Source organism: Neorhizobium tunisiense (assembly GCF_039631515.1).
In the GTDB taxonomy this organism is placed as follows: Bacteria; Pseudomonadota; Alphaproteobacteria; order Rhizobiales; family Rhizobiaceae; genus Neorhizobium.
In genome coordinates this window covers 58,860-83,454 of record NZ_JBDIUU010000013.1, presented here as the reverse complement: position 1 = coordinate 83,454, position 24,595 = coordinate 58,860, and the positions used below count along the sequence as shown (strand labels likewise).

At 63.2% G+C, this 24,595-nt stretch carries 20 protein-coding genes; 8 read left to right on the top strand and 12 right to left on the bottom strand.

The genetic code is table 11. The annotated features are described in order from the left end of the window. Nucleotides 1–77 precede the first annotated feature (77 nt). The 5 genes from ABCW43_RS28330 to ABCW43_RS28310 all read right to left on the bottom strand — a co-directional run bounded on the left by ABCW43_RS28330 (nucleotide 78) and on the right by ABCW43_RS28310 (nucleotide 5,476). Nucleotides 78–1,211, bottom strand: coding sequence for an ABC transporter substrate-binding protein (locus ABCW43_RS28330; protein WP_345930672.1), 1,134 nt, complete (start codon nucleotides 1,209–1,211; stop codon nucleotides 78–80). Between the two features lie 42 nt (nucleotides 1,212–1,253). Further along, nucleotides 1,254–2,387: an ABC transporter ATP-binding protein gene (locus ABCW43_RS28325; protein WP_345930671.1), complete on the bottom strand. Its 1,134-nt coding sequence runs from the start codon at nucleotides 2,385–2,387 to the stop codon at nucleotides 1,254–1,256. 112 nt (nucleotides 2,388–2,499) lie between these two features. Further along, the gene (locus ABCW43_RS28320; RefSeq protein WP_345930670.1) at nucleotides 2,500–3,183 is read right to left on the bottom strand and encodes an HAD family hydrolase; all 684 of its coding nucleotides are present in this window, start codon (nucleotides 3,181–3,183) and stop codon (nucleotides 2,500–2,502) included. A gap of 24 nt (nucleotides 3,184–3,207) precedes the next feature. Beyond that, the gene (locus tag ABCW43_RS28315) at nucleotides 3,208–4,737 is read right to left on the bottom strand and encodes an alkaline phosphatase D family protein (protein WP_345930669.1); all 1,530 of its coding nucleotides are present in this window, start codon (nucleotides 4,735–4,737) and stop codon (nucleotides 3,208–3,210) included. Beyond that, on the bottom strand, nucleotides 4,724–5,476 hold the full coding sequence (locus ABCW43_RS28310) for a glycerophosphodiester phosphodiesterase family protein (protein ID WP_345930668.1): 753 nt from the start codon (nucleotides 5,474–5,476) through the stop codon (nucleotides 4,724–4,726). The genes ABCW43_RS28315 and ABCW43_RS28310 overlap by 14 nt, the downstream gene beginning before the upstream one ends. A gap of 292 nt (nucleotides 5,477–5,768) precedes the next feature. Between ABCW43_RS28310 and ABCW43_RS28305 the strand changes: the two genes are divergently transcribed. Further along, a complete protein-coding gene (locus ABCW43_RS28305) occupies nucleotides 5,769–6,707 on the top strand; it encodes a sugar-binding transcriptional regulator (protein WP_345930667.1) in 939 nt (312 codons plus the stop codon). Nucleotides 6,708–6,710: 3 nt separating this feature from the next. Here ABCW43_RS28305 and scpA read toward each other — a convergent pair whose 3' ends face one another. The 6 genes from scpA to ABCW43_RS28275 form a co-directional block, all read right to left on the bottom strand. After that, nucleotides 6,711–8,852: a methylmalonyl-CoA mutase gene (scpA, locus tag ABCW43_RS28300; protein ID WP_445739020.1), complete on the bottom strand. Its 2,142-nt coding sequence runs from the start codon at nucleotides 8,850–8,852 to the stop codon at nucleotides 6,711–6,713. 14 nt (nucleotides 8,853–8,866) lie between these two features. Beyond that, nucleotides 8,867–10,876 (bottom strand): acetyl-CoA carboxylase biotin carboxylase subunit, encoded by a 2,010-nt coding sequence (locus ABCW43_RS28295; RefSeq protein WP_345930665.1) that lies wholly within the window; start codon nucleotides 10,874–10,876, stop codon nucleotides 8,867–8,869. Beyond that, complete coding sequence (locus ABCW43_RS28290; protein WP_345930664.1) at nucleotides 10,876–11,253, bottom strand: hypothetical protein; 378 nt, start codon at nucleotides 11,251–11,253, stop codon at nucleotides 10,876–10,878. The genes ABCW43_RS28295 and ABCW43_RS28290 overlap by 1 nt, the downstream gene beginning before the upstream one ends. 23 nt (nucleotides 11,254–11,276) lie before the next feature. Next, nucleotides 11,277–12,176: a glutathione-dependent disulfide-bond oxidoreductase gene (yghU, locus tag ABCW43_RS28285; protein WP_345930663.1), complete on the bottom strand. Its 900-nt coding sequence runs from the start codon at nucleotides 12,174–12,176 to the stop codon at nucleotides 11,277–11,279. An 85-nt stretch (nucleotides 12,177–12,261) separates the two neighbouring features. Next, nucleotides 12,262–13,794: an acyl-CoA carboxylase subunit beta gene (locus ABCW43_RS28280; RefSeq protein WP_345930662.1), complete on the bottom strand. Its 1,533-nt coding sequence runs from the start codon at nucleotides 13,792–13,794 to the stop codon at nucleotides 12,262–12,264. Nucleotides 13,795–13,928: 134 nt separating this feature from the next. Further along, nucleotides 13,929–14,825, bottom strand: a complete 897-nt coding sequence (locus ABCW43_RS28275; protein ID WP_345930661.1) for a LysR family transcriptional regulator — start codon at nucleotides 14,823–14,825, stop codon at nucleotides 13,929–13,931. 208 nt (nucleotides 14,826–15,033) lie between these two features. On the opposite strand from ABCW43_RS28275, the gene ABCW43_RS28270 reads away from it, so the two are divergent. The 7 genes from ABCW43_RS28270 to ABCW43_RS28240 all read left to right on the top strand — a co-directional run bounded on the left by ABCW43_RS28270 (nucleotide 15,034) and on the right by ABCW43_RS28240 (nucleotide 23,798). Continuing rightward, entirely contained in the window at nucleotides 15,034–16,008 is a 975-nt protein-coding gene (locus ABCW43_RS28270) for an ABC transporter permease (protein ID WP_345930660.1), read from the top strand. Further along, nucleotides 16,005–16,904, top strand: a complete 900-nt coding sequence (locus ABCW43_RS28265; RefSeq protein WP_345930659.1) for an ABC transporter permease — start codon at nucleotides 16,005–16,007, stop codon at nucleotides 16,902–16,904. Before ABCW43_RS28270 ends, ABCW43_RS28265 begins: the two co-directional genes overlap by 4 nt. A gap of 7 nt (nucleotides 16,905–16,911) precedes the next feature. Further along, complete coding sequence (locus ABCW43_RS28260) at nucleotides 16,912–17,883, top strand: ABC transporter ATP-binding protein (RefSeq protein WP_345930658.1); 972 nt, start codon at nucleotides 16,912–16,914, stop codon at nucleotides 17,881–17,883. Continuing rightward, complete coding sequence (locus ABCW43_RS28255) at nucleotides 17,880–18,947, top strand: ABC transporter ATP-binding protein (RefSeq protein WP_345930657.1); 1,068 nt, start codon at nucleotides 17,880–17,882, stop codon at nucleotides 18,945–18,947. The genes ABCW43_RS28260 and ABCW43_RS28255 overlap by 4 nt, the downstream gene beginning before the upstream one ends. Nucleotides 18,948–18,966: 19 nt before the next feature. Then, on the top strand, nucleotides 18,967–20,541 hold the full coding sequence (locus tag ABCW43_RS28250) for an ABC transporter substrate-binding protein (protein ID WP_345930656.1): 1,575 nt from the start codon (nucleotides 18,967–18,969) through the stop codon (nucleotides 20,539–20,541). Between the two features lie 192 nt (nucleotides 20,542–20,733). Continuing rightward, nucleotides 20,734–22,638, top strand: coding sequence for a CocE/NonD family hydrolase (locus ABCW43_RS28245; protein WP_345930655.1), 1,905 nt, complete (start codon nucleotides 20,734–20,736; stop codon nucleotides 22,636–22,638). Beyond that, nucleotides 22,635–23,798, top strand: a complete 1,164-nt coding sequence (locus tag ABCW43_RS28240) for a CapA family protein (protein ID WP_345930654.1) — start codon at nucleotides 22,635–22,637, stop codon at nucleotides 23,796–23,798. Before ABCW43_RS28245 ends, ABCW43_RS28240 begins: the two co-directional genes overlap by 4 nt. Here ABCW43_RS28240 and ABCW43_RS28235 read toward each other — a convergent pair whose 3' ends face one another. Then, the gene (locus ABCW43_RS28235) at nucleotides 23,799–24,524 is read right to left on the bottom strand and encodes a response regulator (RefSeq protein ID WP_345930653.1); all 726 of its coding nucleotides are present in this window, start codon (nucleotides 24,522–24,524) and stop codon (nucleotides 23,799–23,801) included. Nucleotides 24,525–24,595: the final 71 nt, after the last annotated feature.

The following is a 24,595-nucleotide window of genomic DNA, read 5'->3' as shown; positions in this document are numbered from 1 at the left end:
AGCGGGGAGAAGAGGAGCCTCACGATCTTCGCATTGAAGCGGCAATCCGCTCGATCGAGCAGACTGCCTTTTTCAAATTACTTCACGGACTTCTCATAGGCTTCGAGGATCGCGGTGTTGTAAGGCGCGATCGGGAAGGGCTTCCCCTTGGCGGCAAGGTCAGCCGGGGAGATGTCGACGAACAGCTTGTTCCAGGTCGCGTCGTCCAGCTCCTTTTTGACGTTGTCGGCGTCGATGCCCGGATACCAGTTGAAGCGCTTGACGATGCCTTCGGCCTGGACCTTCGGGCTGGTGGCGAGAGCGATGAATTTCTCGGCCAGGGCCTTGTGGGCAGCCTTTTCCGGCAGGACGTAGTGCATCGGCTGGCCCGGCATGCCCGGAGCCGGCAGGACGAGCTTCATGGTCGGCGGCAGCTGGCCATTGGCCTGCCAGGAGTAGAACATGTCGACCCAGACCGGGCCCATGGCGATTTCGCCGCGCGACAGCAGGTCGAGCGTGCCGGCATTGCCGGGCGTCAGCGTCGCATTGGTGGTGAAGTCGGCGAGGCTCTTGAAGGCAGCGTCCCACTTCTTGGTTTCTTCTTCCTTGAACGGGCCGTTCATCAGGGTGTTGGCGTCGCCGCCGCCGAAGGCGTAGATCCAGCCCATGACGAAGGAGACGCCGGACGCGCCGCCCTTGATGCCGTTGTAACCGAACTGCTTCGGATGAGCCTTGGCCCAGTCCGCGAGTTCGGCATAGGACTTCGGCGGGTTCGGAACGAGCGCCGGGTTGTAGGCGATCGCGGTCTGGCTGTTGAACATCGGCATGACATAGCCGTCGACATTGGCGCCGAGCGCCATCTTGGCGTTGGCGCGGGTGACGAGCTTTCCGGTTTCGATGTCGGCGCGATACTTGTCGAGGTAGTTCTTGGTGACCATCGGGCCGACGAACTTCTCATGCACGACGGCGACGTCAACGTCCCACTTGTCGGACTTGGCGGCAGAATGGGCGTCGAAACGCTCCAGGATCTTCTGCGAACCGGCATCGCCAGGACCGGTGCCGACGGCGCGAACCGTGTTGCCCGGATAGGTCTTTTCAAAAAGCGGGCCGAGATACTGGTTGATGTAATCGACCATGTTCTGGTCGCCGGCGGTCGCAACCGTCAGTTCTTCGGCGTGAACCGGAAGGGCCGCGAAAGCGACGGCGAAGGCTGCGTAAGACAACTTCTTCATGGGTGCTTCTCCGTGGGTTGAAAAGGCAGAGATATCGAAAGGTCAGGCGTGGACTTTCCCGGACGACGTCCGGGAAATGGGTGAAACCGAAGCAGCCTCCGGCGAATTGAACAGGAACAGCGCCTCGGCGGGCACGAACACGCCGACGCGGGCGCCCGGCTCGAAGGCGCGATCGGCATCCGCCATGATCTCGTTCTCACCGAGCCGCACCACATGACGCCAATGGCCGCCGGGATAACTGACTGCGGCAACCTCACCCCGGAAGGTGATGCCGGGGCCGATCACGGCGATTTCGTCGGCCAGGAAAAGGCGGGCAGCCTCCGGGCGGAAACGGGCTTCGACCGGGCCGGCTGCCAGCGGGCGGCCGAGGAGCGGCACGGCACCGACGGCATTGGCCGGGCCGGCGGCGATCGCAAACTGGTCGCCCTGCGGCGCACCGTTCAGGAAAAGCACATTTTCCGCGCCCATGAAGGCGGCGACGAAGGCCGAGGCGGGACGGTTATAGACATCCTCCGGCGTGCCCTGTTGGGCGATCCTGCCGGCATTGAGGATGACGATCCGGTCGGCCATCACCATGGCCTCCTCGCGGTCGTGGGTGACGTGGATGGCGGTGATGCCGAGACGCTTCTGCAGCGCCCGCAACTCGTGGCGCACGGTCAGGCGGATACGGGCGTCGAGATTCGACAGCGGCTCGTCGAGCAGCAGGATTTCCGGATCGATGGCGAGCGCCCGGCCGAGCGCGACACGCTGGCGCTGACCGCCCGAGAGAGCGGAGGGCTTGCGCGCCTCCAGCCCGTCGAGGCCGAGCAGCGACTGCATGGCGGTAACGCGGGTGGCGATTTCCTGGCGCGGAACGCCTTTCAGCTTCAAGCCGTAACCGATGTTCTGGGCAACCGTCATATGCGGCCAGAGCGCATAGGACTGGAAGACCAGCGCCATGCCACGCTTGTCGGGCGGCAGGTAGGTCACGTCGCGATGGCGCACCTTCACTTCGCCCGCCGAAGGGCTGATGAAGCCAGCCAGTAGGCGCAGAAGCGTGGTCTTGCCGCAGCCGGACGAACCGAGCAGCGCCACGAACTCGCCCTTGGCGATCGACAGGTCGATATCGGTCAGAACCTGCGTGGCGCCATAACGGCTGGCGATGCCGCGTAGTTCCAGAAAACCGTCCCGTTCCATCCAACCCCCTTTTGCACAGCCGTGCAATCTTGCTGGGGGTTTCTTAGGGCCGGAGTTTTACAAGCGGATGACACCGGCGATTTTTTATTCGGGATGTTCGCGAGGTGGCCGCTCAGGCTTCCACGGTCAGTGGGGCTTCCAGACGAGCGAGCGCTTTTCCAAGTTCCTCGGCACCGGTCGCCACGAAAATGGCCCCGGCTTCCGCGAGGGTTTTCGCCCGACCCGGTCGCGGGTCGGCGGGATCGACAAAGCCGATCGCCATCATGCCCGCCGCCCTCGCCCCGGTGATCCCGTGGGCGCTGTCGTCGATCACCACGCAACGGGCCGGATCGGCGGACAGGGTTTCGGCGCAGAAATGGAAGAGATCCGGCGCCGGTTTCGGCCGCGCCACCATGTCGGCGCTGAAGATGAAGGGTGCGAAGGCGTGCCAGAGCGGCAGCAGGCCGAGGCTTTTCGACAGCCGGTCCGTCGAGCTGTTGGAGGCGACGCATTTGCGATGCGGCAGCGAACGGACAAGCTTCTCGATGCCGGGGATCGGCTCCAGCGAGCGGGCGAATTCCGGATAGATGTCGAGATGCCAGGCCTCGAAAACCGCGTCCAGATCTTGGATGCCGAGCTCCTCGGTGCAGATGCGGCGGATGGCGCTGGCCGAATTGCCGGTGAAGCGAACCAGCACCTCTTCGGCGGTGATCGCGGCGCCGGCATCCTGCAGGGCCTTTGCAAGCGTGCGGCTGGCGATCGGCTCGCTGTTGATCAGGACACCGTCACAATCGAAAATCAGGAGATCTATCTGCATGAAAGTCCAACTTGGGATGAGGCATCAAAGCCGATTGACGCCGGCTGCACCGTCGGCGACGGCAAAACTCTGGAAAACGGCAGCAGGGGAATTCTGCTGCTTGCGGTCGGTTATGCCGATGAAATCGACCTCGGCCGACCGTTTGCTCAAACGCATGATCGCATAACCATGCTTGTCCGAGGCAAACCTGAGATGCGGGTTTTCGGCTAGCGCCGTCGCCAGGCTGGCGGCAGACGGGGCGTCCGAGGTGATCGAGCCGCAGACGAATTCGCTGGCGATGGCTTGCGCCTTTTCATCCGCGAAGTCGCGCTTCACATCGGCGGCGTAGAAGGCGTGCAGGTCACCGCCGATGATCAGCGGATTGTCGACCGCCGAGGTCTGGACCGTCTCCAGCAGACGGGTGCGGGCGGCGCGATAGCCATCCCAGCCGTCAAGATTGTACGCGGTCGCCGGCCCGGTCTTGGTATCGCGTTCGGCGAGCAGCGTCTGCTGGGCGATGATGTTCCACTTCGCCCGGCTGGAGGCGAGCGTCTTGCCCAGCCATTCCTCCTGCGCCGGGCCGAGCATGGTCCGTTCCGGCCGATCATCATTGGCCGAAGCGCCAAGCTGGGGCGAGCGATATTGCCGCGTGTCGAGCAGCGTCAGCCCGGCCATGTTTCCAAAACGATAGTGGTCGTAGATGCGCAGCGCATCGAAACCAGCCGCAAGGCTCGGAGAGACCGGCATGTGCTCGAACCATGCCTGGTAGGCAGCGCGGCGGCGGGCGAGGAATTCGGCCGGGTTCGGCGCATCGGGGGCACGGTCATTGGCGTAGTTGTTGGTGACCTCGTGGTCGTCCCAGACGGCAAGCCAGGGAAAAGCGGCATGTGCCGCCTGCAATTGTGGGTCGGACTTGTAGAGCGCGTAACGATCGCGGAATTCGTAGAGCATAGACGGCACGCCGGTCTGGTGTTTGCGCACCAGTTGCGCGCCGTAACTCCGCTCGTAGATGTAGTCGCCGAGATGCACGACGAGGTCGAGATCGCGGCCGGCCATGTCGGCATAGGCGCTGTAGAACCCCTGTTCGTATTGCTGGCAGGAGGCGAAGGCGAGACGGAGCGTATCGACTCTATCCGCCGGCGCGGTGCGGGTGCGGCCGACCTGGCTTTCCGCATTGCCGGAGCGGAAACGGTAAAAATACCAGCGGCCGGGCGAAAGACCCGTGACTTCGACATGCACCGAATGAGCGAATTCGGGGACAGCGCGGAAGAGGCCGGACCGGACCGGCTTTGAAAAAGCCTCGTCCTCGGCGACCATCCATTCCACATCGATGGGATCAAGGACCGGCTTAGGTGCCGGGGCAAAGGGATCGGCGGAGGTGGCGGCCGATGCGTTCTCCAGGATCAACCTTGTCCAGAGCACGACACTGTCGGCTCTCGGCGCGCCGGAGGCGACGCCGAGAGCGAAGGGATCGGTCTTGAAGTTTTTTTCCGCACGCGCGGACCCCAACGGCCGCCAGATCGCAGCCGTCGCCAGCCCACCCGCCAGAAAACCTCTCCGATCAATGAGCGGCATCGAACAGTCCTTCGCGTGCCTTGACGGCGAGGTCCGGCCGATCGGTGGTGATCTGCCGCAGCGGCCGCTTCAGCCAGAAGGACAGGTCCTCCAGCTCGTTCGGAACCCAGACGCCGAGCTTTTCGGCCGGGACCAGCGTGGAGAGCAGTTCCCATTCTTCCAGCAGCAGCACCTTTTCAATCGCCAGCACGTCGGAGACCAACAGCATGGCTTCGACGGACTGGCGCAGGCCGAGAGCCTGGACGGATTTGTGGTTGAGCGACGACAGCCGGCGGATATGCGGCGCGACCTCCCCGATCGTCTTCAGGACCTCGCCGCTGAAGCTGGTCAGGAAGGAATTGTCGGCCAGGCCAAAGCGGTCGATCATGGCAGCGGCCTTGGCTTCCAAGCCTTCATAAGGCTTGCCGTCGGCATCGGCCTTCAGTTCCACATGCAGTTCGAGGCCGGTTGGCGCGTAGATTTCGAGCACGTTCTCGAGCGTCGGGATGTGCTCGTTGGTGCCCTTGAGGATCACCGAGCGGTATTCGCCGGTGGCAAGATCCGCCACCCGGCCGGAGCGCTCAGTGGTGCGGTCGAGGGTTGCGTCGTGGATGACAAGGAGTTCGTCGGCGGCGCTGAGGTGCACGTCGAATTCAACCGACTCGACCTGGAGATCGAGAAGGTTGCGAAAGCCGGTGAGGCTGTTCTCAGCCCAGAGATTGCGGGCGCCGCGATGGCCGACGATGATGGGATGGGTCATTGGAAATACCTCGTTTCTATTGACTGGAATCAACCGGACCGTTGGTGAACCAGCGTTGCATCAGAAGGATGACGGGAGCGGCGGCGCCATCACAAAAAAAGGAAGCGGCCTGAGATACTGGTACCAGCCATAGAGGAGGACGCCATGTTTCGATCCCTGCTGACCGGGGCTTTCGCACGCCGCATGTTGTTCCGTTCTGGCCATCTCCGTCAGTCTGGGTTAGCCATGACACATGTGGGTTATGTTACATATGTTACTTCATTGTGACATGTGGTACTTTTAGGATGTGGCAATGGAATATCGTGAGCTGATGGTGCGGGCGGCGTGGCTCTATCATGTGGAAAGCCTCACCCAGCAGCAGATCGCCGAGCGGATGAACATCACCCGGCGGCGCGTCAACGAGATCCTCTCGGAGGCGCTGGAAACCGGCGTGGTGCGGATCAGCTTCGACTCCGTGCTGGTCGAAAGCGTCGAACTGGAGGCGAAACTGCGCAAGTGTTTCGGCCTCCAGGATGCGGTCGTGGTGCCGACGCCGACCGATCCGGCGCTTCTCCATCCGGTGCTCGGGCGCGGGGCGGCCGGTTTTCTCGGCCGGCTGATCCAGACGCAGAAACCCGCCTCGATCGGCGTCGGCTGGGGCTCGACGCTGCGCGAGACGATCCAGCACATCCCCTCGCTCAACGAACCGCAGATCAAGGTCCGCTCCATGATGGGCGGCCTGACGCAGGGGTCGGAGATCAACACGTTCGAGATCGTCCGCGGCTTTGCCCAGGTGCTGAACGCCCAGTGCCGCTATTTCGTGGCGCCAATCTATGCCGAGAGCCCGGAATCGCGCGATGCGATCATCTCGCAGGCGGTGTTCCAGAGGACGTTCAAGCAGATCTGCGAGGTGGATGTCGCCTACTTGAGCGTCGGCGACGTGTCGCAGCAATCGCTGCAAGTCCGCTACGGCCTGCCGGAGGGCATGAACGAGCAAATCCTCAGGAAGGCCGGCGCGGTCGGCGACCTGATGGGCCGTTATCTCGACGCCACGGGTAAGGAGATCGACCATCCGCTGAACCGACAGGTTCTCGCCCCGGAGATGGACGATTTCCGGAAAATCGGTTGCCGCATCGTCGCGTCGGGCGGGGCGCACAAGCGCAAGATTCTGCAGGCGGTGGCGCAGAGCGGGCTCGTCAACGTGCTGATTACCGATGCCGATAGCGCCAAGGCGATGCTGGCGGCGAAGTAGCGTTCAGATATTGCGCCTCTTGCCTTCGAGGAGGTCGATGATGGAATTGGCGGCGTCGAGGACATTGGTGCCGGGGCCGAAGACGGCGGCGACGCCGTGGTCCATCAGGTAGTCGTAATCCTGCCGGGGCACGACGCCGCCGACCACGACGATGACGTTTTCGGCGCCTTTCTGCTTCAGTGCCTCGACGAGCTGCGGGGCAAGCGTCCTGTGGCCGGCGGCGAGCGACGACATGCCGACCACCTGGACCTTTTCCCGGATGGCCAGATCCGCCGCTTCCTCCGGCGTCTGGAACAGCGGGCCGGCGAGGACCTCGAAGCCGATATCGCCGAACGCCGAGGCAATCACCTTGGCGCCGCGGTCATGGCCGTCCTGGCCGAGCTTGGCGACCATGATCTTCGGTTTGCTGCCAAGCGTTTGGGCATAGCTGCCGAGCCGCGAGACGATCGTCTTGTATTCCGGATCGTCCTCGTAGGCAGGACCGTAGATATCGCTGACGACCTCCGGCACAGCCGAGTGGTCGCCGAAGGCCTGGCGCATCGCGTCGGAGATTTCACCGACGGTGGCGCGAGCCCGAGCCGCTTCAATCGCCACTTCCAGCAGGTTTCCTTCGCCGGTTTCAGCGGCTTCCTCCAGGACGGCGAGCGCCGCCGCCACGCGCTTCGGATCCCGCTGACGCCGCACTTCCTCCAGGCGCTTGATCTGGCCTTTGCGGACCGCGGTATTGTCGATGGCGAGAATATCGAGCTCATCCTCGTTTTCCAGCCGATACTTGTTGACGCCGACGATGATTTCCTCACCCCGGTCGACAGCTGCCTGGCGACGGGTGGCGGCCTCCTCGATCAGGCGCTTCGGCAGGCCATCGGCGACCGCCTTGGTCATGCCGCCCATCGCCTCGACCTCCTCGATCAGCGCCCAGGCCTTTTCCGCAAGCTCGTTGGTCAGGCTTTCGACATAATAGGACCCGGCGAGCGGATCGACGACCTTCGTCACGCCGGTCTCGTGGGCAAGAATCAGCTGGGTATTGCGGGCGATGCGAGCCGAGAAATCGGTCGGCAGGGCCATCGCCTCGTCGAGTGCATTGGTGTGCAGCGACTGGGTACCGCCGAGCACTGCCGACAGCGCTTCATAGGCGGTGCGGATGACATTGTTGTAAGGATCCTGTTCCTGCAACGACACGCCGGACGTCTGGCAATGGGTGCGCAGCATCAGCGACGAGGACTTTTTGGGCTTGAACTCCTCCATGATCCGCGACCAGAGAAGGCGGGCGGCGCGCAGCTTGGCCGCCTCCATGAAGAAGTTCATGCCGATCGCGAAGAAGAAGGACAGCCGGCCGGCGAACTCGTCGACGCTGAGGCCCTTGGCGAGTGCGGCCCGGACATATTCGCGGCCGTCGGCGAGCGTGAAGGCGAGCTCCTGGACGAGCGTCGCGCCCGCTTCCTGCATATGGTAGCCGGATATCGAAATCGAGTTGAACTTCGGCATTTCCTTGGCCGTGTACTCGATGATGTCGGCGACGATCCGCATCGAGGGCTCGGGCGGATAGATATAGGTGTTGCGGACCATGAACTCCTTGAGGATGTCGTTCTGGATGGTCCCCGACAGCTCCGCCCGAGAACAGCCCTGTTCCTCGCCGGCGACGATGAAGGAGGCGAGGATCGGGATGACCGCGCCGTTCATGGTCATTGACACCGACATGTCCTTCAAGGGAATACCGTCGAACAGGATCTTCATGTCCTCGACACTGTCGATCGCGACACCCGCCTTGCCGACATCGCCTTCGACGCGCGGATGGTCGCTGTCGTAGCCGCGATGGGTGGCGAGGTCGAACGCCACCGACAGGCCCTTCTGGCCGCCGGCAAGATTGCGGCGATAGAAGGCGTTCGACGCTTCGGCGGTCGAGAAACCGGCATATTGGCGGATGGTCCAGGGCCGGCCGGCATACATGGTGGCGCGCGGGCCGCGCACGAAGGGTTTCATGCCGGGCAGCGAATTCAGGTGATCGATGCCTTCGACATCCTCGGCGGTATAAAGCGGCTTGATGTCAATGCCTTCGGGCGTGTGCCAGACGAGCGTTTCCGGCGAAGCCTTCAGCTCCTTCTCGGCCAGAGATTCCCAATCCTTGACGGTCTTTGCGGCTTTCACGGTCTTCTCGGCCATCACTCGAACTCCATGATCAGCTCATCCACCGCCAGGCTTTGACCCTGGCTGGCGGTGACATGCTTGACGATCCCCCTGCGCTCGGCCTTCAGCACGTTTTCCATCTTCATCGCCTCGATGGTCGCGAGCGTCTGGCCGGCTTCGACGGCGTCGCCGGCTTTCACAGAGACGGAGGTGATGACGCCTGGCATCGGGCAGAGCAGCATCTTCGAGGTGTCCGGCGGCAGTCTTTTCGGCATCAGGCGGGCAAGTTCGGCGACGCGTGGCGAACGGACGCGGGCGGTGACGTCCATGCCGCGCCAGCGCAACCGCACGGCGGAGCCGATGAGGTTGACCTTGATCCCCATCGTCTCGCCGCCCACATGGAAGCGGGCGTGGCTCTGGCCCGGCAGCCAGCCGCTCGCGACGGAAAGCTGCGTTGCATCGGCAAAGCGGACGCCGGCGCCATCAGGCCCGGTTTCGAGCGTGACGGCCTCCTCGAAGCCAGCGAGCGTCGCCACCCAGTCCCTGCCGATCACCCGGCGATGGTTGCCGATCGTGCCCGAGATCTGTACGGCCCGCTCCTGCAGGGCCTGATGAACCAGAACGGCGACGGCGGCGAGCTTTTTCGCCGCCGCCGGGTCCGGATGCACGCCGGAAAAACCGTCCGGGAATTCCTCGGCGATGAAGGCCGTGGTGATATTTCCGGAACGGAAACGAGCGTGATCCATGACGGCGGACAGGAAGGGCAGGTTGTGGCCGATGCCGTCCACCTCGAAATCGTCGAGCGCCTTGCCCATTGCGTCGATTGCCGTCAAACGATCTGGCGCCCAGATGCAAAGTTTGGCGATCATCGGGTCATAATACATGGAAATCTCGCCGCCCTCGAAGACGCCGGTGTCGTTGCGCACCACGGTGTCGTCGTCCTGCCGGCCTTCGGCGGGCGGGCGGTAGCGGGTCAGCCGGCCGATCGACGGCAGGAAGTTGCGGTAGGGATCCTCGGCGTATAGCCGGCTTTCGATCGCCCAGCCATTCAGCTTGATGTCGTCCTGACTGAGCGACAGCTTTTCGCCTGATGCAACGCGGATCATCTGCTCGACGAGATCGATGCCGGTGACGAGTTCGGTGACCGGGTGCTCCACCTGCAGGCGGGTATTCATCTCCAGAAAGTAGAAATTGCGGCTACCGTCGACGATGAACTCGACCGTGCCGGCGGAGAAATAACCGACCGCTTTGGCGAGTGCGACGGCCTGCTCTCCCATGGCCCGCCGGGTTTCGGCGTCGAGGAAGGGCGATGGCGCCTCCTCGATGACCTTCTGGTTGCGGCGCTGGATCGAGCATTCGCGCTCGCCGAGATAAAGTGTGGTGCCGTGTTGATCGCCGAGCACTTGGATTTCGATGTGGCGGGGCTGGTCGACGAACTTCTCGATGAAGATGCGGTCGTCGCCGAAGGAGTTCTTCGCCTCGTTGCGGGAGGACTGGAAACCCTCGCGGGCCTCGGCGTCGTTCCAGGCGATGCGCATGCCCTTGCCGCCGCCGCCGGCCGAGGCCTTGATCATGACAGGATAACCGATCGAGGCGGAGATTTTCACCGCCTCTTCCGCATCCTCGATCAGGCCCATATGGCCGGGAACGGTGGAGACGCCGGCTTCGGCTGCGATCTTCTTGGAGGTGATCTTGTCGCCCATCGCCTGGATGGCCTTCACCGGCGGACCGATGAAGACAACGCCCGCCTTCTCCAGCGCCTCGGCGAAGGCTGCGTTTTCCGACAGGAAGCCGTAACCCGGATGGACCGCATCGGCGCCGGTCTTGCGGATCGCCTCAAGGATTTTGTCGATGACGATATAGGACTGGGACGACGGTGCCGGGCCGATATGAACAGCCTCGTCCGCCATCCGTACATGCAGCGCCTCGGCATCCGCGTCCGAATAAACCGCCACCGTCTTTATGCCCATCTTGCGGGCCGTCCTGATGACCCGGCAGGCGATCTCGCCGCGATTGGCGACGAGGATTTTCTTGAGCGCCGGCATCAGACCTCCATGACGTCGTCGAAGGATTCGGGGAACGTTCTGCGGGCGACCTTCTCGTCGATCCTGAGAAGCGCATCGTAGGAGGTCGGGTCGAAGTCGCCCTCGGCCGGAACGACCTCGCGGCCGAACAGAAGGTTGAGCCGGCCGGCATCGAGATTGCCCCGCTCAAACGGCTCAGAGCCGAAATGGTGCCAGAGCGCATGCAGGAAGGCGGCATCCACCTTGTGTTCGATCGTGCCCGGGCGGGCGAGGCGCTGCAGCTGTTTCAGCGGCGTCGCCCCCTTTTCGTTTGCCCGCCGGATCGTGAAATGATGCCCGTGGCCCGGCATGCCGGAAGGGAAACCCCTATGTTTCGTCATGTCGGGCGGTCTGGGCATGCTGCTCTCCTTGCGGTCGTTCTTCAAGCCTTGGCGAGCTTGTCCTGCGTCTTCGTTTCGAAGTCGGAGGCGTCGTGGCGTTCGTGGAGCTGTTCGGCGGAATCGCCGTTCACCCGGTTGACCATGCGGCCGCGCTTGACGGCCGGCCGTTCGGCGATCTCTGCCGTCCAGCGCTGGACGTTCTTGTAGCTCTGGACGTCGAGGAAGGTGCCGGCCTCGCCATAGGCCTTGCCTTGCGCCAGGTTGCCGTACCAGGGCCAGATGGCGATATCGGCGATCGAATATTCGGAGCCTGCCATGTACCGGTTCTCGGCGAGGTGCCGGTCCAGGACGTCGAGCTGGCGCTTCACCTCCATCGAGAACCGATCGATCGCATATTTGATATAGACCGGCGCATAGGCATAGAAATGGCCGAAGCCGCCGCCGAGATAAGGCGCCGAGGCCATCTGCCAGAACAGCCAGTTCATCGTTTCGGTGCGGGCCTTGTGGTCCTTGGGCAGGAAGGCGTCATCGAACTTGTTCGCGAGATAGAGAAGGATCGCTCCGCTTTCGAAAACGCGGGTCGGCCCGGGCGTCGAATGGTCCAGCAGGGCCGGGATCTTCGAATTCGGATTGACGTCGACGAAGCCGGAACCGAACTGGTCGCCATCGCCGATCTTGATGAGCCAGGCATCGTATTCGGCGCCCTTGTGGCCGGCGGCCAGCAATTCTTCCAGCATGATGCCGATCTTCACGCCGTTTGGCGTCGCCAGCGAATAAAGCTGCAGGGGATGTTTGCCGACCGGCAGCTCCCTCTCATGCGTCGGACCGGCGATCGGCCGGTTGATATTGGCGAACTGTCCGCCGTTTCCCTGTTCCCAGGTCCAGATCTTCGGGAGCTCGTAGCCCGCTGGAAAGTTCTCGGCGGGGGATTTGTCGGTCATGAAATCTTCCTTCCATTCAGGTGGCGCCCAAGGGTTTTAGCGGGGCGACACCTATATAGAGAGCGGCCAGCCGAATTTCCGCCCGTCACAGCGGGATCGTGTCGTGTTTCTTCCAATGCGTCGTCACCTGCTTGTTGCGCAGCGAAGCGAAGGCGCGGGCGATGCGGCGGCGCGACGAATGGGGCATGATCACCTCGTCGATGAAACCGCGCTCGGCCGCCACGAACGGATTGGCAAAACGCTCCTCGTATTCCTTCGTCCGCGCCGCGATCTTCTCCGGATCGCCGAGTTCGGAGCGATAGAGGATCTCGGTCGCTCCCTTCGCACCCATGACGGCGATCTCGGCGGTCGGCCAGGCATAATTGAAGTCGGCGCCGATATGTTTCGAGGCCATGACGTCATAGGCGCCGCCATAGGCTTTTCGGGTGATCAGCGTCACCATCGGCACGGTCGCTTCGGAATAGGCGAAAAGAAGCTTGGCGCCATGTTTGATGACGCCGCCATATTCCTGGGCAACGCCCGGAAGGAACCCCGGCACGTCCACCAGGGTCAGGATCGGGATCGAGAAAGCGTCGCAGAAACGAACGAAACGGGCGGCCTTGCGGGAACTGTCGATATCGAGGCAGCCGGCCAGCACCATCGGCTGGTTGGCGACGACGCCGACCGTCTGGCCTTCCAGCCGGAGGAAGCCGGTGATGATGTTTCTCGCATAGGCTTCCTGGATCTCGAAGAAATCGCCCTCGTCGGCGATCGCATAGATCAGTTCCTTCATGTCATAGGGTTTTGCTGCGCTATCCGGGATCAGGCTGTCGAGGCGGTTTTCGACGCGGCCCGGATCGTCGTGGAAGGGCCGGACCGGCGGCTTTTCGCGGTTGTTCAGGGGCAGGAAATCGAAGAGCTGGCGGACGGCTTCGAGCGCCTCGATGTCGTTCTCGAAGGCGGCATCGGCGACCGAGGATTTTTTCGTGTGGGTGCCGGCGCCGCCGAGTTCCTCGGCCGTGACGATCTCGTTGGTGACGGTCTTCACCACGTCGGGGCCGGTGACGAACATGTAGGAGCTGTCGCGCACCATGAAGATGAAGTCGGTCATCGCCGGCGAATAGACCGCGCCGCCGGCACAGGGGCCCATGATGACCGAGATCTGCGGCACAACGCCCGACGCCTCGGCATTGCGGCGGAAGACTTCCGCGTAACCGGCGAGCGAAGACACGCCTTCCTGGATGCGGGCACCGCCGCTGTCGTTCAGGCCGATCACCGGCGCCCCGACGCGCACCGCCATATCCATGATCTTGCAGATTTTTTGCGCATGCGTCTCGGAAAGAGAACCCCCGAGAACCGTAAAGTCCTGGGAAAAGACATAGACTTGGCGGCCGTTGATCGTGCCCCAGCCGGTGACGACGCCGTCGCCCGCGACCTTCTGCTCGGCCATGCCGAAATCCACCGCGCGGTGAGTGACGTACATGTCGAACTCCTCGAAGGAGCCCTCATCGAGCAGGACCTCGAGGCGCTCGCGGGCCGTCAGCTTGCCCTTGGCATGCTGCGCCTCGATACGCTTCTCCCCACCGCCGAGCCTTGCCTCCGCCCGGCGTTTCTCGACCTCACCCAGAACTGCTCGCATGTTTGCTCCCGGTATTCTCTTGGGCATTACTTAGCGTCTTGCGAACCTATGGGAAACCGTGGAACGCGCATCTAGACGAATTGATAAGGGCGCGGACCAGAAAACGCAAAACGCCAGAAACATATGACCGGCGCTTAGAGCGTGGTTTCGCCCGAGTCCGCCTTGATGATGTTGATGAACGCCTCGGCCGTCCAGGACAACGGCGCGCCGGGCATGGAAATGATCCCGTATTCGGAGACCTTGTCGGGCAGGAAAGGCCGCATGGCGATCGCGTCGCTGCGGAAGAATTCGGCAATCAGCGAGGGTACGATGGCGATGCCGAGCCCTTGGGCTGCACAGGCGCAGGCGGTCTCGACCGAGTGGACTTCCAGGCTGCAGCGGTAGCTCGGCACCATGCGCCGCAGTTCGTGTTCAAGTTCGTTGCGGTTGATGCGCTGCCGGCCGAGCAGGATCAGGTCGTTACGGGCAAGATCGTTGACGTCGATGGCCTGCTTGGCGGCCAGCGGGTGGCCGACCGGCATGACGCAGGTGGTGCCGCTGGTAAAAAGCGGGCGGGCGTCGAAGGAATGTTCCTCCGGCGGCAGGCGGACGAAACCGAGATCGGCGACGCGACCGCGCACCATACGTTCGATCGCATCATAGGGACCGCTGAGGATCTCCACCGTCACGCGCGGATGATCGGCCTTGAAGCGTGCGAGGATCGGCGGCAGCATGGTGGTCGCCAGGCTGTGCGGGAAGGCGACGCGGATCAGCGCCTCGCCGAAGGCACCCGAACGGACATCGCCGACCTTGACGCGCAGCCGGGCAACGCTCTGGGCGACGTCGTCCACCTCATCGACCAGCAGATGCGCTTCCGGCCGCGGGATAAGGCGCCCCTTGTCACGCAGGAAAAGTTCGCGGCCGATCTCCTCTTCCAGCGATGCGAGCTGGCGGCTGATCGCCGACTGCGACAGGCCGAGCTGGGCCGCCGCCGCTATCGTCGAGCCGGTATCCATGATCGTCTTGAAGATTTCGAGCTGCTTGAAATTCATGGCCCGATCCTACGGAAGGCGGCGGCGAACACAAGCGAAGACATCGAACGAGGTCCGCGCATAAAACGCATAGGACCATGCATTCCGCGCATAAGATTGCGCATCCCCGCCGGGGCGCTATCGTCGGCGTCAACAAAGAGAAAAAGGGAACGTCCTTCATGAGAAATCTCTGTCCCTGCGGGACAAAAGGTAAGCAGGAGCGCACGCTATGACGGTTTTCGTCATCCGTCGCTTCCTGCAGAGCATCGCCGTCCTCTGCGTGACCGCGGTGATCGTCTTCATCGGTATCTATGCGATCGGCGATCCGGCCGAAATGCTGATCTCGCCGGATGCAAGCCCGGCGGAACGCGCTCAGGTCGTCGCCTCGCTCGGGCTCGACAAGCCACTCTGGGAACAGTTCTTCACGTTCGCCTGGAACGCCCTCCACGGCGACCTCGGCCGCTCCTTCGTCTTCAACCGCCCTTCCATCGCGCTCATCTTCGAACGCCTGCCGGCGACCCTGGAGCTGACGCTGACCGGTCTCGTCTTTGCGCTCCTGCTCGGCATCCCGCTCGGCCTTCTGTCCGGCCTGAAGCCGAACACCGCCACCGACGAAGTGATCATGACCGGCTCGATCTTCGGTTTCTCGCTGCCAAGCTTCTGGCAGGGAATGATGCTGATCATGATCTTTTCCGTCTGGCTCGGCTGGCTGCCGTCCACCGGGCGTGGCCAGACAGGCGAGGTTCTTGGGCTCCGTTCCAGCCTGTTCACACTCGACGGCCTCACTCACCTCATCCTCCCGGCGATCAACCTGTCGCTGTTCAAGCTGTCGCTGGTGATCCGCCTCACCCGCACCGGCGTGCGCGAGACGATGCCGCTCGATTTCGTGAAATTCGCGCGCGCCAAGGGCATTTCCGAACGTCGCATCGTCTTCGTGCATGTGTTCAAGAACATCCTGATCCCGCTGATCACGGTGATCGGCCTGGAACTCGGCAGCATGCTCGCCTTCGCTGTCGTGACGGAGACGATCTTCGCCTGGCCAGGGATCGGCAAGCTGTTGATCGACAGCATCATGAGGCTCGACCGGCCTGTCGTGGTCGCCTACCTGCTGGTCATCGTCAGCCTGTTCATCTTCATCAATTTCGTCGTCGACGTGCTCTATTCGCTGGTCGATCCCCGCGTCCGGCTCGGAGGCGCCCAATGACCGCACGCGCCCTTTTTGCCGAAGACATGCTGCTCGGCCGCCTGGTAACCGGTATCGGCCGCAGCCCCAAGGCGGTCGTAGCCGCCGTCGTCTGCATCGTCCTGCTGTTTGCGGCCGTGGTCGGACCCTACCTGACGCCCCAGAACCCTTTCGATCTCGCGGTGCTGGACATCCTCGATTCCAAGCTGCCACCCGGCTCGCAGAGCATGGACGGCATGAACTACTGGCTCGGCACCGACGGCCAGGGCCGCGACATGTTTTCCGCGATGATCTACGGGTTGCGCACGAGCCTCGGCGTCGGTGTATTCTCCGGCATCGTCGCGCTTCTGGTCGGCACGGTGCTCGGCCTGATCGCCGCCTATTTCGGCGGCCGCATCGACACGCTGATCATGCGGGTCGTCGACCTGATGCTCGGCTTTCCGACCATCCTCGTGGCGCTGATGCTGCTGGCGCTTCTGGGCCAGGGCCTCTGGAAGGTGATCTTCGCGCTGATCCTAGTGCAGTGGGCGACATTTGCCCGCGCCGTCAGGAGTGCCGCCCTTGTCGAGAAGAACAAGGATTATGTCGAGGCGGCGGTGACGCTCGGCATCGGCACGCCGCGCATCCTGATCGGCCATATCCTGCCGAACTGCCTGCCGCCGCTGATCGTCATCGGCATGCTGCAGGTGGCGAATGCCATTTCGGCGGAAGCGACGCTTTCCTTCCTCGGCATCGGCCTGCCGATTACCGAACCGTCGCTCGGGCTGCTGATCGCCAACGGTTACCAACTGCTGATGTCCGGCGAATACTGGATCAGCGTCTATCCGGGCGTGCTGCTGCTCGTTCTGGTGTTCTCGATCAACATCGTCGGGGACCGGCTGCGCGAAGTGCTCAACCCCAGACTTGGTGAAAGGTGAGAGCGCGATGAGACCCGTCCTCGAAGTCAAAAACCTTTCCACCCATTTCATGACCCGCCGCGGGATCTTGAAGGCCGTCGATGACGTGAGCTTCACGGTCGGTGAGCGTGAGATCGTCGGCCTGGTCGGCGAATCCGGTTCCGGCAAGTCGATCACCGGGTTCTCGATCCTCGGCCTCGTCGATCCGCCCGGCCGGGTGGTCAGCGGCCAGATCCTGTTCAACGGCGACGACCTGCTGACGAAATCGCCGACGGCCATGCGGGCCATCCGGGGAAAACGCATCGCGATGATCTTCCAGGATCCGATGATGACGCTGAACCCGGTTCTCTCGGTCGCCACCCAGATGATCGAGACAGTGCAGGCCCATGACCGGGTTTCGCGCGCAGAAGCCCGCGCCCGGGCGCGCGATGCGCTCGGCCTTGTCGGCATCCCTTCGCCGGAGGAGCGGCTCGATTCCTATCCGCATCAGTTTTCCGGCGGCATGCGCCAGCGCGTGGCGATCGCCATCGCTCTCCTGCACCGGCCGGACCTGATCATCGCCGACGAACCGACGACGGCGCTCGACGTGACGATCCAGTCGCAGATCCTGTTCGAGATCAAGCGGCTTGCCGGCGAGTTCGGCATGGCGCTGATCTGGATCAGCCACGACCTCGGTGTCGTCGCGGCACTCGCGGACCGGATCATGGTCATGTATGCGGGCCGGATCGTCGAGGCGGGACAGGTCGACGGGGTACTCACCGAACCGCGGCATCCCTATACATCCGGCCTGCTCAGCGCCGTGCCCGCCGCGGTGCCGCGCGGCGAACCGTTGCGGCCGATCCCCGGTTTTGCGCCCTCGCCGCTGTCGCGTCCTTCCGGCTGCGCCTTTCGCGACCGCTGCGCCCGCGCCACCGATATCTGCGCCACCGAACCGATGCTGGAAATCGCCGCCGGTCGCGAGTTCCGCTGTTTCCACCCCCATCTCTGGAGCGCCGCATGACGAAACCGCTCGTGGAAACCGTGCCGCTCGTGGAGGCCGTAGATGTCAGCCGGCGGTTTTCCCGCAAGCTCGACTATGCGGAAAAGATCGCCAATCTCTTCGGGGCGGGCCTCGAGGAAAAGACCGTGCATGCGGTCGACGAAGTCAATCTCGCGGTCTATCCGGGCGAGGTGGTCGGCCTCGTCGGGGAGTCGGGCTGCGGAAAATCGACCCTCGGCCGGGTGATGGCAGGCATCATGCCGGCGAGCGGCGGCGAGGTGCGGTGGAAGGGGCAGCCTCTGACCTCGCTGCAGGGTGACGACAAGCGTGCCATGCGGCTCTCCGCCCAGATGATCTTCCAGGACCCGATGTCGACGCTCAACCCGCGCAAGCGGGTTCTCGACCTGATCGGCGAGGCACCGAAGGTGCACGGCATCGTCAAGGGCCGAGAGATGCGGGATTATGTCGCCGAGTTGGTGACACGTGTCGGCCTCGATCCGTCCTATCTGGATCGCTACCCGCACCAGTTTTCCGGCGGGCAGCGGCAGCGTATCGGCATTGCCCGGGCGCTCGCGGTAAAGCCGAAGCTGCTCGTCTGCGACGAATCGGTTGCGGCCCTCGACGTGTCGATCCAGGCGCAGATCCTCAACCTGTTCATGGACCTGAGACAAGAATTCGGCCTGACCTACTTGTTCATCAGCCACGATCTCGGCGTCGTGAAACATATCTGCGACCGGGTGGTGGTCATGTATCTCGGCCGTGTCGTCGAAAGCGCCACGCCGGACGAGCTCTTCGACAATCCGAAACATCCCTATACCCAGGCGCTGATCCGCGAACTGCCGTCCGTCACCGATCGCCGCCGGGTGTTCACGCCGATCAAGGGCGAGATCCCCTCGCCGCTCCATCCGCCGGCGGGATGCCATTTCCATCCCCGCTGTCCGAAGGCCTTCGACCGCTGCCGCGTGGAACGGCCGGTCCTGAAGGAAAACGCGGCCAAGGTCGCTGGTCGTCATGTCAGCGCCTGCCACCTGAACGATCTTGCAGTGCATCAGGCAACAAATACCGCGGCCGAACCGGCCATCTAAAAAGGAAGGGAACAGATATATGAAACCGATGAAATTTCTCCTGGCCGGGGTTGCGGCCTCGGTCATCGCGCTGAGCTCGGCTCAGGCGGCCGACCTGATACTCGGCAGCGCCACCGAGCCTTCGGCGATCGACCCGCAGTTTTCGCGCACCGGCAACAACCAGAACATCGCCATGCAGGTTTTCGACCGCCTGGTGCAGACCGACCCGGCTATCAATATCGAGCCGGCGCTTGCCGTCTCCTGGACTAATGTCGATCCGCTGACCTGGCAGATCAAGCTGCGCGACGGCGTCAAATTCCATGACGGCAACCCGCTGACATCAGAGGACGTGATCTTCTCGCTCACCCGCGCCAAGGACATCCCCAACAGCCCGGCGCCGTTCTCCGGCAATGTCGGGGCGATCGACAGCATGAAGGCGATCGACAAGCTGACGGTCGAGGTCAAGACCAAGAAGCCGACGCCCGATTTCATCGAACAGGTCGGCTTCGTCTACATCGTCGAAAAGAAGGTCGCGGAAGGCGCCTCGATCGAGGACTTCAACAGCGGCAAGGCGGCGATCGGCACCGGCGCCTACAAGTTCAAGTCCTGGACACCGGGCGACAATCTGCAGCTTACCCGCAACGATGCCTTCTGGGGCAAGAAACAGGATTTCGACAACGTCACGATCAAGTTCATCTCCAACGACGCCTCGCGCGTCGCGGCCCTTCGCTCCGGCTCCGTCGACCTGATCGACGCCGTGCCGCCAGGCGACGTGAAGACCCTCCAGGGGATCTCCGGCCTCAAGGTCTTCTCGATCGCTTCCTCGCGCATGATCTACCTGGCGCTCGACAGCGCCCGGGACAAGTCGCCCTTCATCACCGACAAGGAGGGCAAGCCGCTCGACAAGAACCCGCTGAAGGACGTCAAGGTTCGCCAGGCGCTCTCCGAACTGGTCAACCGCCAGCTGATCATCGACCGGATCCTCGACGGCTCGGCGGAGGCTGCGGGCCAGCTGGTTCCGAAGGGCGTCGCCGGCAACGATCCGTCGATCGCGGCACCGGCCATGAACGCCGAGAATGCCAAGAAGCTGCTTGCGGAAGCCGGCTATAAGGACGGTTTCGGCATCACCATCCACACCTCCAACGACCGCTTCCCGGGCGATGCGGAAGTGGCGCAGGCGCTCGGCCAGATGTTCGCGCGCGGCGGCCTGAAGGTGAACGGCGTCGTCGCCCAGCCCTATAACGTCTACACCAAGGGCGCCGGAGCCGGCGAGTTCTCCGCCTTCATCTTCTCGCTCGGCAATTCTACGCCGACCTCCGCCACGGGTCTTCGCAACCTCCTGATGACGGCCAACAAGGATGCGGGCGCCGGCTCGTTCAACCGGACGAAATACTCGAACCCCGCCTTCGACGACGCGATGCGTGCCGCCACCGCGGAATTTGACGTCAAGAAGCGCGTGGAGCTGCTGCAGAAGGCGACCAAGCTGGTCTTCGCCGACATACCGGTCATCCCGCTCTACTGGCAGAAGGTTCACTGGGCCGGCAAGGCGAACCTTTCCTATGTCGCCAACATGACGGAAGACACCAGCGCGACGCTCGCCGGCATCGCCAAATAGCTGGGGCCAAATAACTGGGGCCAAGTAACTGGGCCAAGTAAGGAGCGGCGCGGCCGTCTTAACCCTCCCCCTTGTGGGGAGGGTGGCCGGCAGGCGGGAGGGGTTTTTCTCTTCGGAGCGAGGCCCCTCCCCAACCCCTCCCCACAAGGGGGAGGGGCTCGACGCAATGTGTCAATTTTCGAGGATATGGACATGGATACCCTGACGCCATCGCGCTTCGAGGTGATAACCGACGACGTGGTCGTCGAACGGGATGTGATGGTGACGATGCGCGACGGCGTGAGGCTGGCGGCCGACGTCTACCGGCCCGCCAAGGAAGGCAAGGCGATCGAGGGTCGGCTGCCGGCGATCATGGAGCGCACGCCCTACGGCAAGGCGGAGCGTTCACGTTCCGAGATCGAAGTGGGCATGGCGGAGCCGATGAAGCGCCATGAGGTGGCTAGCTACCTGGTCCGGGCGGGATATGCCGTGATCTACCAGGATTGCCGCGGCCGCTACAATTCGGAAGGGCAATTCAGCAAATACATTTCGGAAGCCGCGGACGGTTACGATACCGCCCGCTGGCTGGTGGAACAGCCATGGTCGAACGGCCGGTTCGGGACGATGGGCCTCTCCTATGCGGCCCATACTCAAGCGGCGCTCGCCTGCCTCAACCCGCCGGGGCTCGCCTGCATGGTGATGGACTCGGGCGGATTTTCGAATGCCTATCAATGCGGCATCCGCCAGGGCGGCGCATTCGAGCTGAAGCAGGCAACCTGGGCCTATAACCAGGCGATCGGCGAGAGCAATGAACTCGCCCGTGCAGCGATCGAAGCGGAGGATCTCCACGCCTGGTTCAGCGTCATGCCCTGGAGCGAAGGCAATTCTCCGGTGCGCTGGATGCCGGAATATGAAAGCTACCTGCTCGACCAGTGGCGCAGCGGCACGTTTGATGAAAGCTGGCGCCGTGTCGGGCTTTACATGGAAGGTTTCTACGAGACTTTTCCGGAAGTACCCGTTGTGCTGATGTCGAGTTGGTACGATGCCTATGTCAAGTCGACGCTCGACAACTATCGCGGCCTTTCCGGCAAGGACAGCCGACCGCTGCAGCTGATCATGGGACCGTGGCTGCACGGCAACCGCAATGCGACGCTCGCCGGCGACATCTCCTTCGGGCCGGCCGCGCCGCTTGGCGGCAATGTCATGGAAAGCTGGCTTTCTTTTCGCCGCAACTGGTTCGACCACTGGCTGAAGGGCAAGGACAATGCGGTTGCGCAGGAACCGGTGGTGCGGGCCTTCGTGATGGGCGGCGGGTCGGGCACGCGCAACGCGGACGGGCGGCTGGATCACGGCGGGCACTGGATCGAGTCGACCGACTGGCCGCTGCCGGGGACGGAATTCCGCAACTATTACATTCATGAAAACGGGTCGCTTTCGACGGACAAGCCCAAGGCGGATGCCTCCCCCTTCACCTACGATTTCGACCCCAGGGACCCTGTGCCGACGATCGGCGGATCACTGACCAGCGGCCAGCCGATCTTCGAAGGCGGCGGCTTCGACCAGCGCGAGGGCGACAAATTCTACGGCTCGAAACATCCCGGCCTGCCGCTTTCTGCGCGTGCCGACGTGCTCTCCTTCGAAACCGCGCCGCTTGCCGAAGATGTTGCCGTAGTCGGGCCGATCACGGTCGAGCTCTATGTCTCGTCGGATGCGCCGGACACGGATTTCACCGCGAAACTCGTGGATGTCTATCCGCCCAGCAAGGACTATCCGACCGGCTACGCGCTCAACATCACCGATGGGATCATCCGCTGCCGTTACCGCAAGTCGTTCGAGAAGCCGGAGCCGATCGTCGAGGGCGAGGTGTTCAAGGTGACGATCGAGCCGTTCGCGACTGCCAACCTGTTCGCCAAGGGCCACCGCATCAGGGTTGATATCTCATCATCCAACTTCCCGAAGTACGATATAAATCCAAATAGCTATGCGCCGGAGGGCCGGGGACGCACAAGCCAAGTGGCCCGCAACACGGTTTTCTGCGATGGTACGCGGCCATCTGCCATCCGCCTGCCGATCGTCGGCGTAGCGGCGATGGTGGCGCTGAAGCCCATCGCGAGATGAACCAGACCATGCTGACCGTCGCCGTTACCGGCCAAATCCTGATCCACGGCCCCCTCGACCTTAGCGGCGAGGAACAGGCCGAGGTGCGGGATTTCCTGGAGGCGGACGTTGCCTTCGGCAATATCGAGGCGACGGTGGAGACGGCCGGTGCATGGCCTACCAAGACGAAAACGCTGCATCTTGCTTCGCCGGATGCGCTGGTCTCTGTCCGGGAACTCGGCTTTCACGCGGTGACGCATGCCAATAACCACGCCTTCGACCTCGGCCCGCCGGGCATTGCATCGACGCGCGCCGCGGCGGAGGCGGCGGGGCTGAAGCTCGCCGGCAGCGGGCTGGATATCGAGCAGGCCGCCGCGCCGGTCATCGTGCCGGGGCCGGAGCAGTCGCTCGCCATCTTTTCCGTCGATCTCGGGCCGCAGCCGGACGTCAACTATGCCTCCACCGAGCGCGGCGGCATTGCCCCGTTGCGGATGAAGCGGACGGTGAGCGTGCCGGCCGAAGAATTCGAGGCCCTGAAGAGGATCGTAACGACCCTTGGCGACGACAAGCGCGGAGCCGCGCGTGCGGCGGTCGGCTACGACGTGGGAGAGCGTCCGGAACTCGACGTCTTCGGCACGCCGATCGTTGCCGGCGACACGATCGGCGCACGCTGGACGGCGGATGAGACGGACATGCAGCGACTCACCGACGGTATCGATGCCGCCAAGGCGATAGGGGATCTGGTGGCGGTGGCGTTCCACGGCCATCACTGGGATTCGAACTGGAAAACGACACCCGACTGGCTGCTCGATCTTTGTCGCGGCCTGATCGACAGCGGCGCGGACCTGGTGCTTGGTACAGGCGCGCCGGTCATGCAGCCGGTGGTCTTTTATCGCGGACGGGTGATCATCGCCGGCCTCGGCAACTTCGTCTTCCACACCGGGCGGGCGGCGATCTATGACGAAAAGCGTGTCGATGTGTGGCGCAGCGCCGCAATCCGGCTGACGCTTGCCGATGACGGTACGTGCAAAAGACTTGAATTGCTGCCAATTTCGGTTGGCAGGCCGGGGGACCACGACCTGCCTTTGGGGCCGGTTCCGCTGCAGGGCGTCGATGCAGACGATATCAGGGAAAGAGCATTTGGCGAGCTTTCGCCGGCGGACAGGCAGATCGTTGTTTGATCAGCCGAGCTTGCCGGTGAAGATGTAACCGACACCGCGGACAGCCTTGATGAGCTGGGGATGTTTGGCATCCGCCTCGATCTTGCGGCGCAGCCGGACGATCTGGGCGTCGATCGTGCGGTCGAAAGCGTCGAGCTGCCGCCCCCTCGTCGCGTCCATCAGGAAATCGCGCGTCAGTACCCGGCCCGCATGCTGCACGAAGGCCGCCAGCATCTCGAATTCGCCGGTTGTCAGTTCGACTTCGCCATCTTCGCCAGACAGCAGCTGACGCCTGGAAAGGTTGAGCGTCCATCCTTCGAAACGGACGACCTTCTCCTCGCTTTCCTCCTGCTTCGGCTGGGCCGGCTGGCGCCGCCGCAGGATCGATTTCAGCCGCGCGTGTACTTCGCGCAGGTGAAACGGTTTCGCGATATAGTCGTCGGCGCCGATCTCGATGCCCAGGATCCGATCGATCACGTCGTCGCGGCCCGTCAGCATCATGATCGGAATATCCGATTGCATCCGGATTTCACGGGCAAGATCAAAGCCGTCCTGGCCGCCGGGCAACGACAGGTCGAGGAGGATGATGTCGATCTCCTGCCGCTTCAGCTGAGCGCGCATTTCCTGCCCGTCCGATGCCGTGGTCACGACATACCCTTCGCCCTCGAAATACCGCATCAGCATCTGGCGGATTCGAGGATCGTCGTCGACGACGAGGATGTTTGCGGCGCTGGCGGGGGATGACATCAATGGGGAACCGGCGTGTTACAGATTGTTACCAATTAGAACCGTCTTTCACACGACTAGCATTCGCGCGT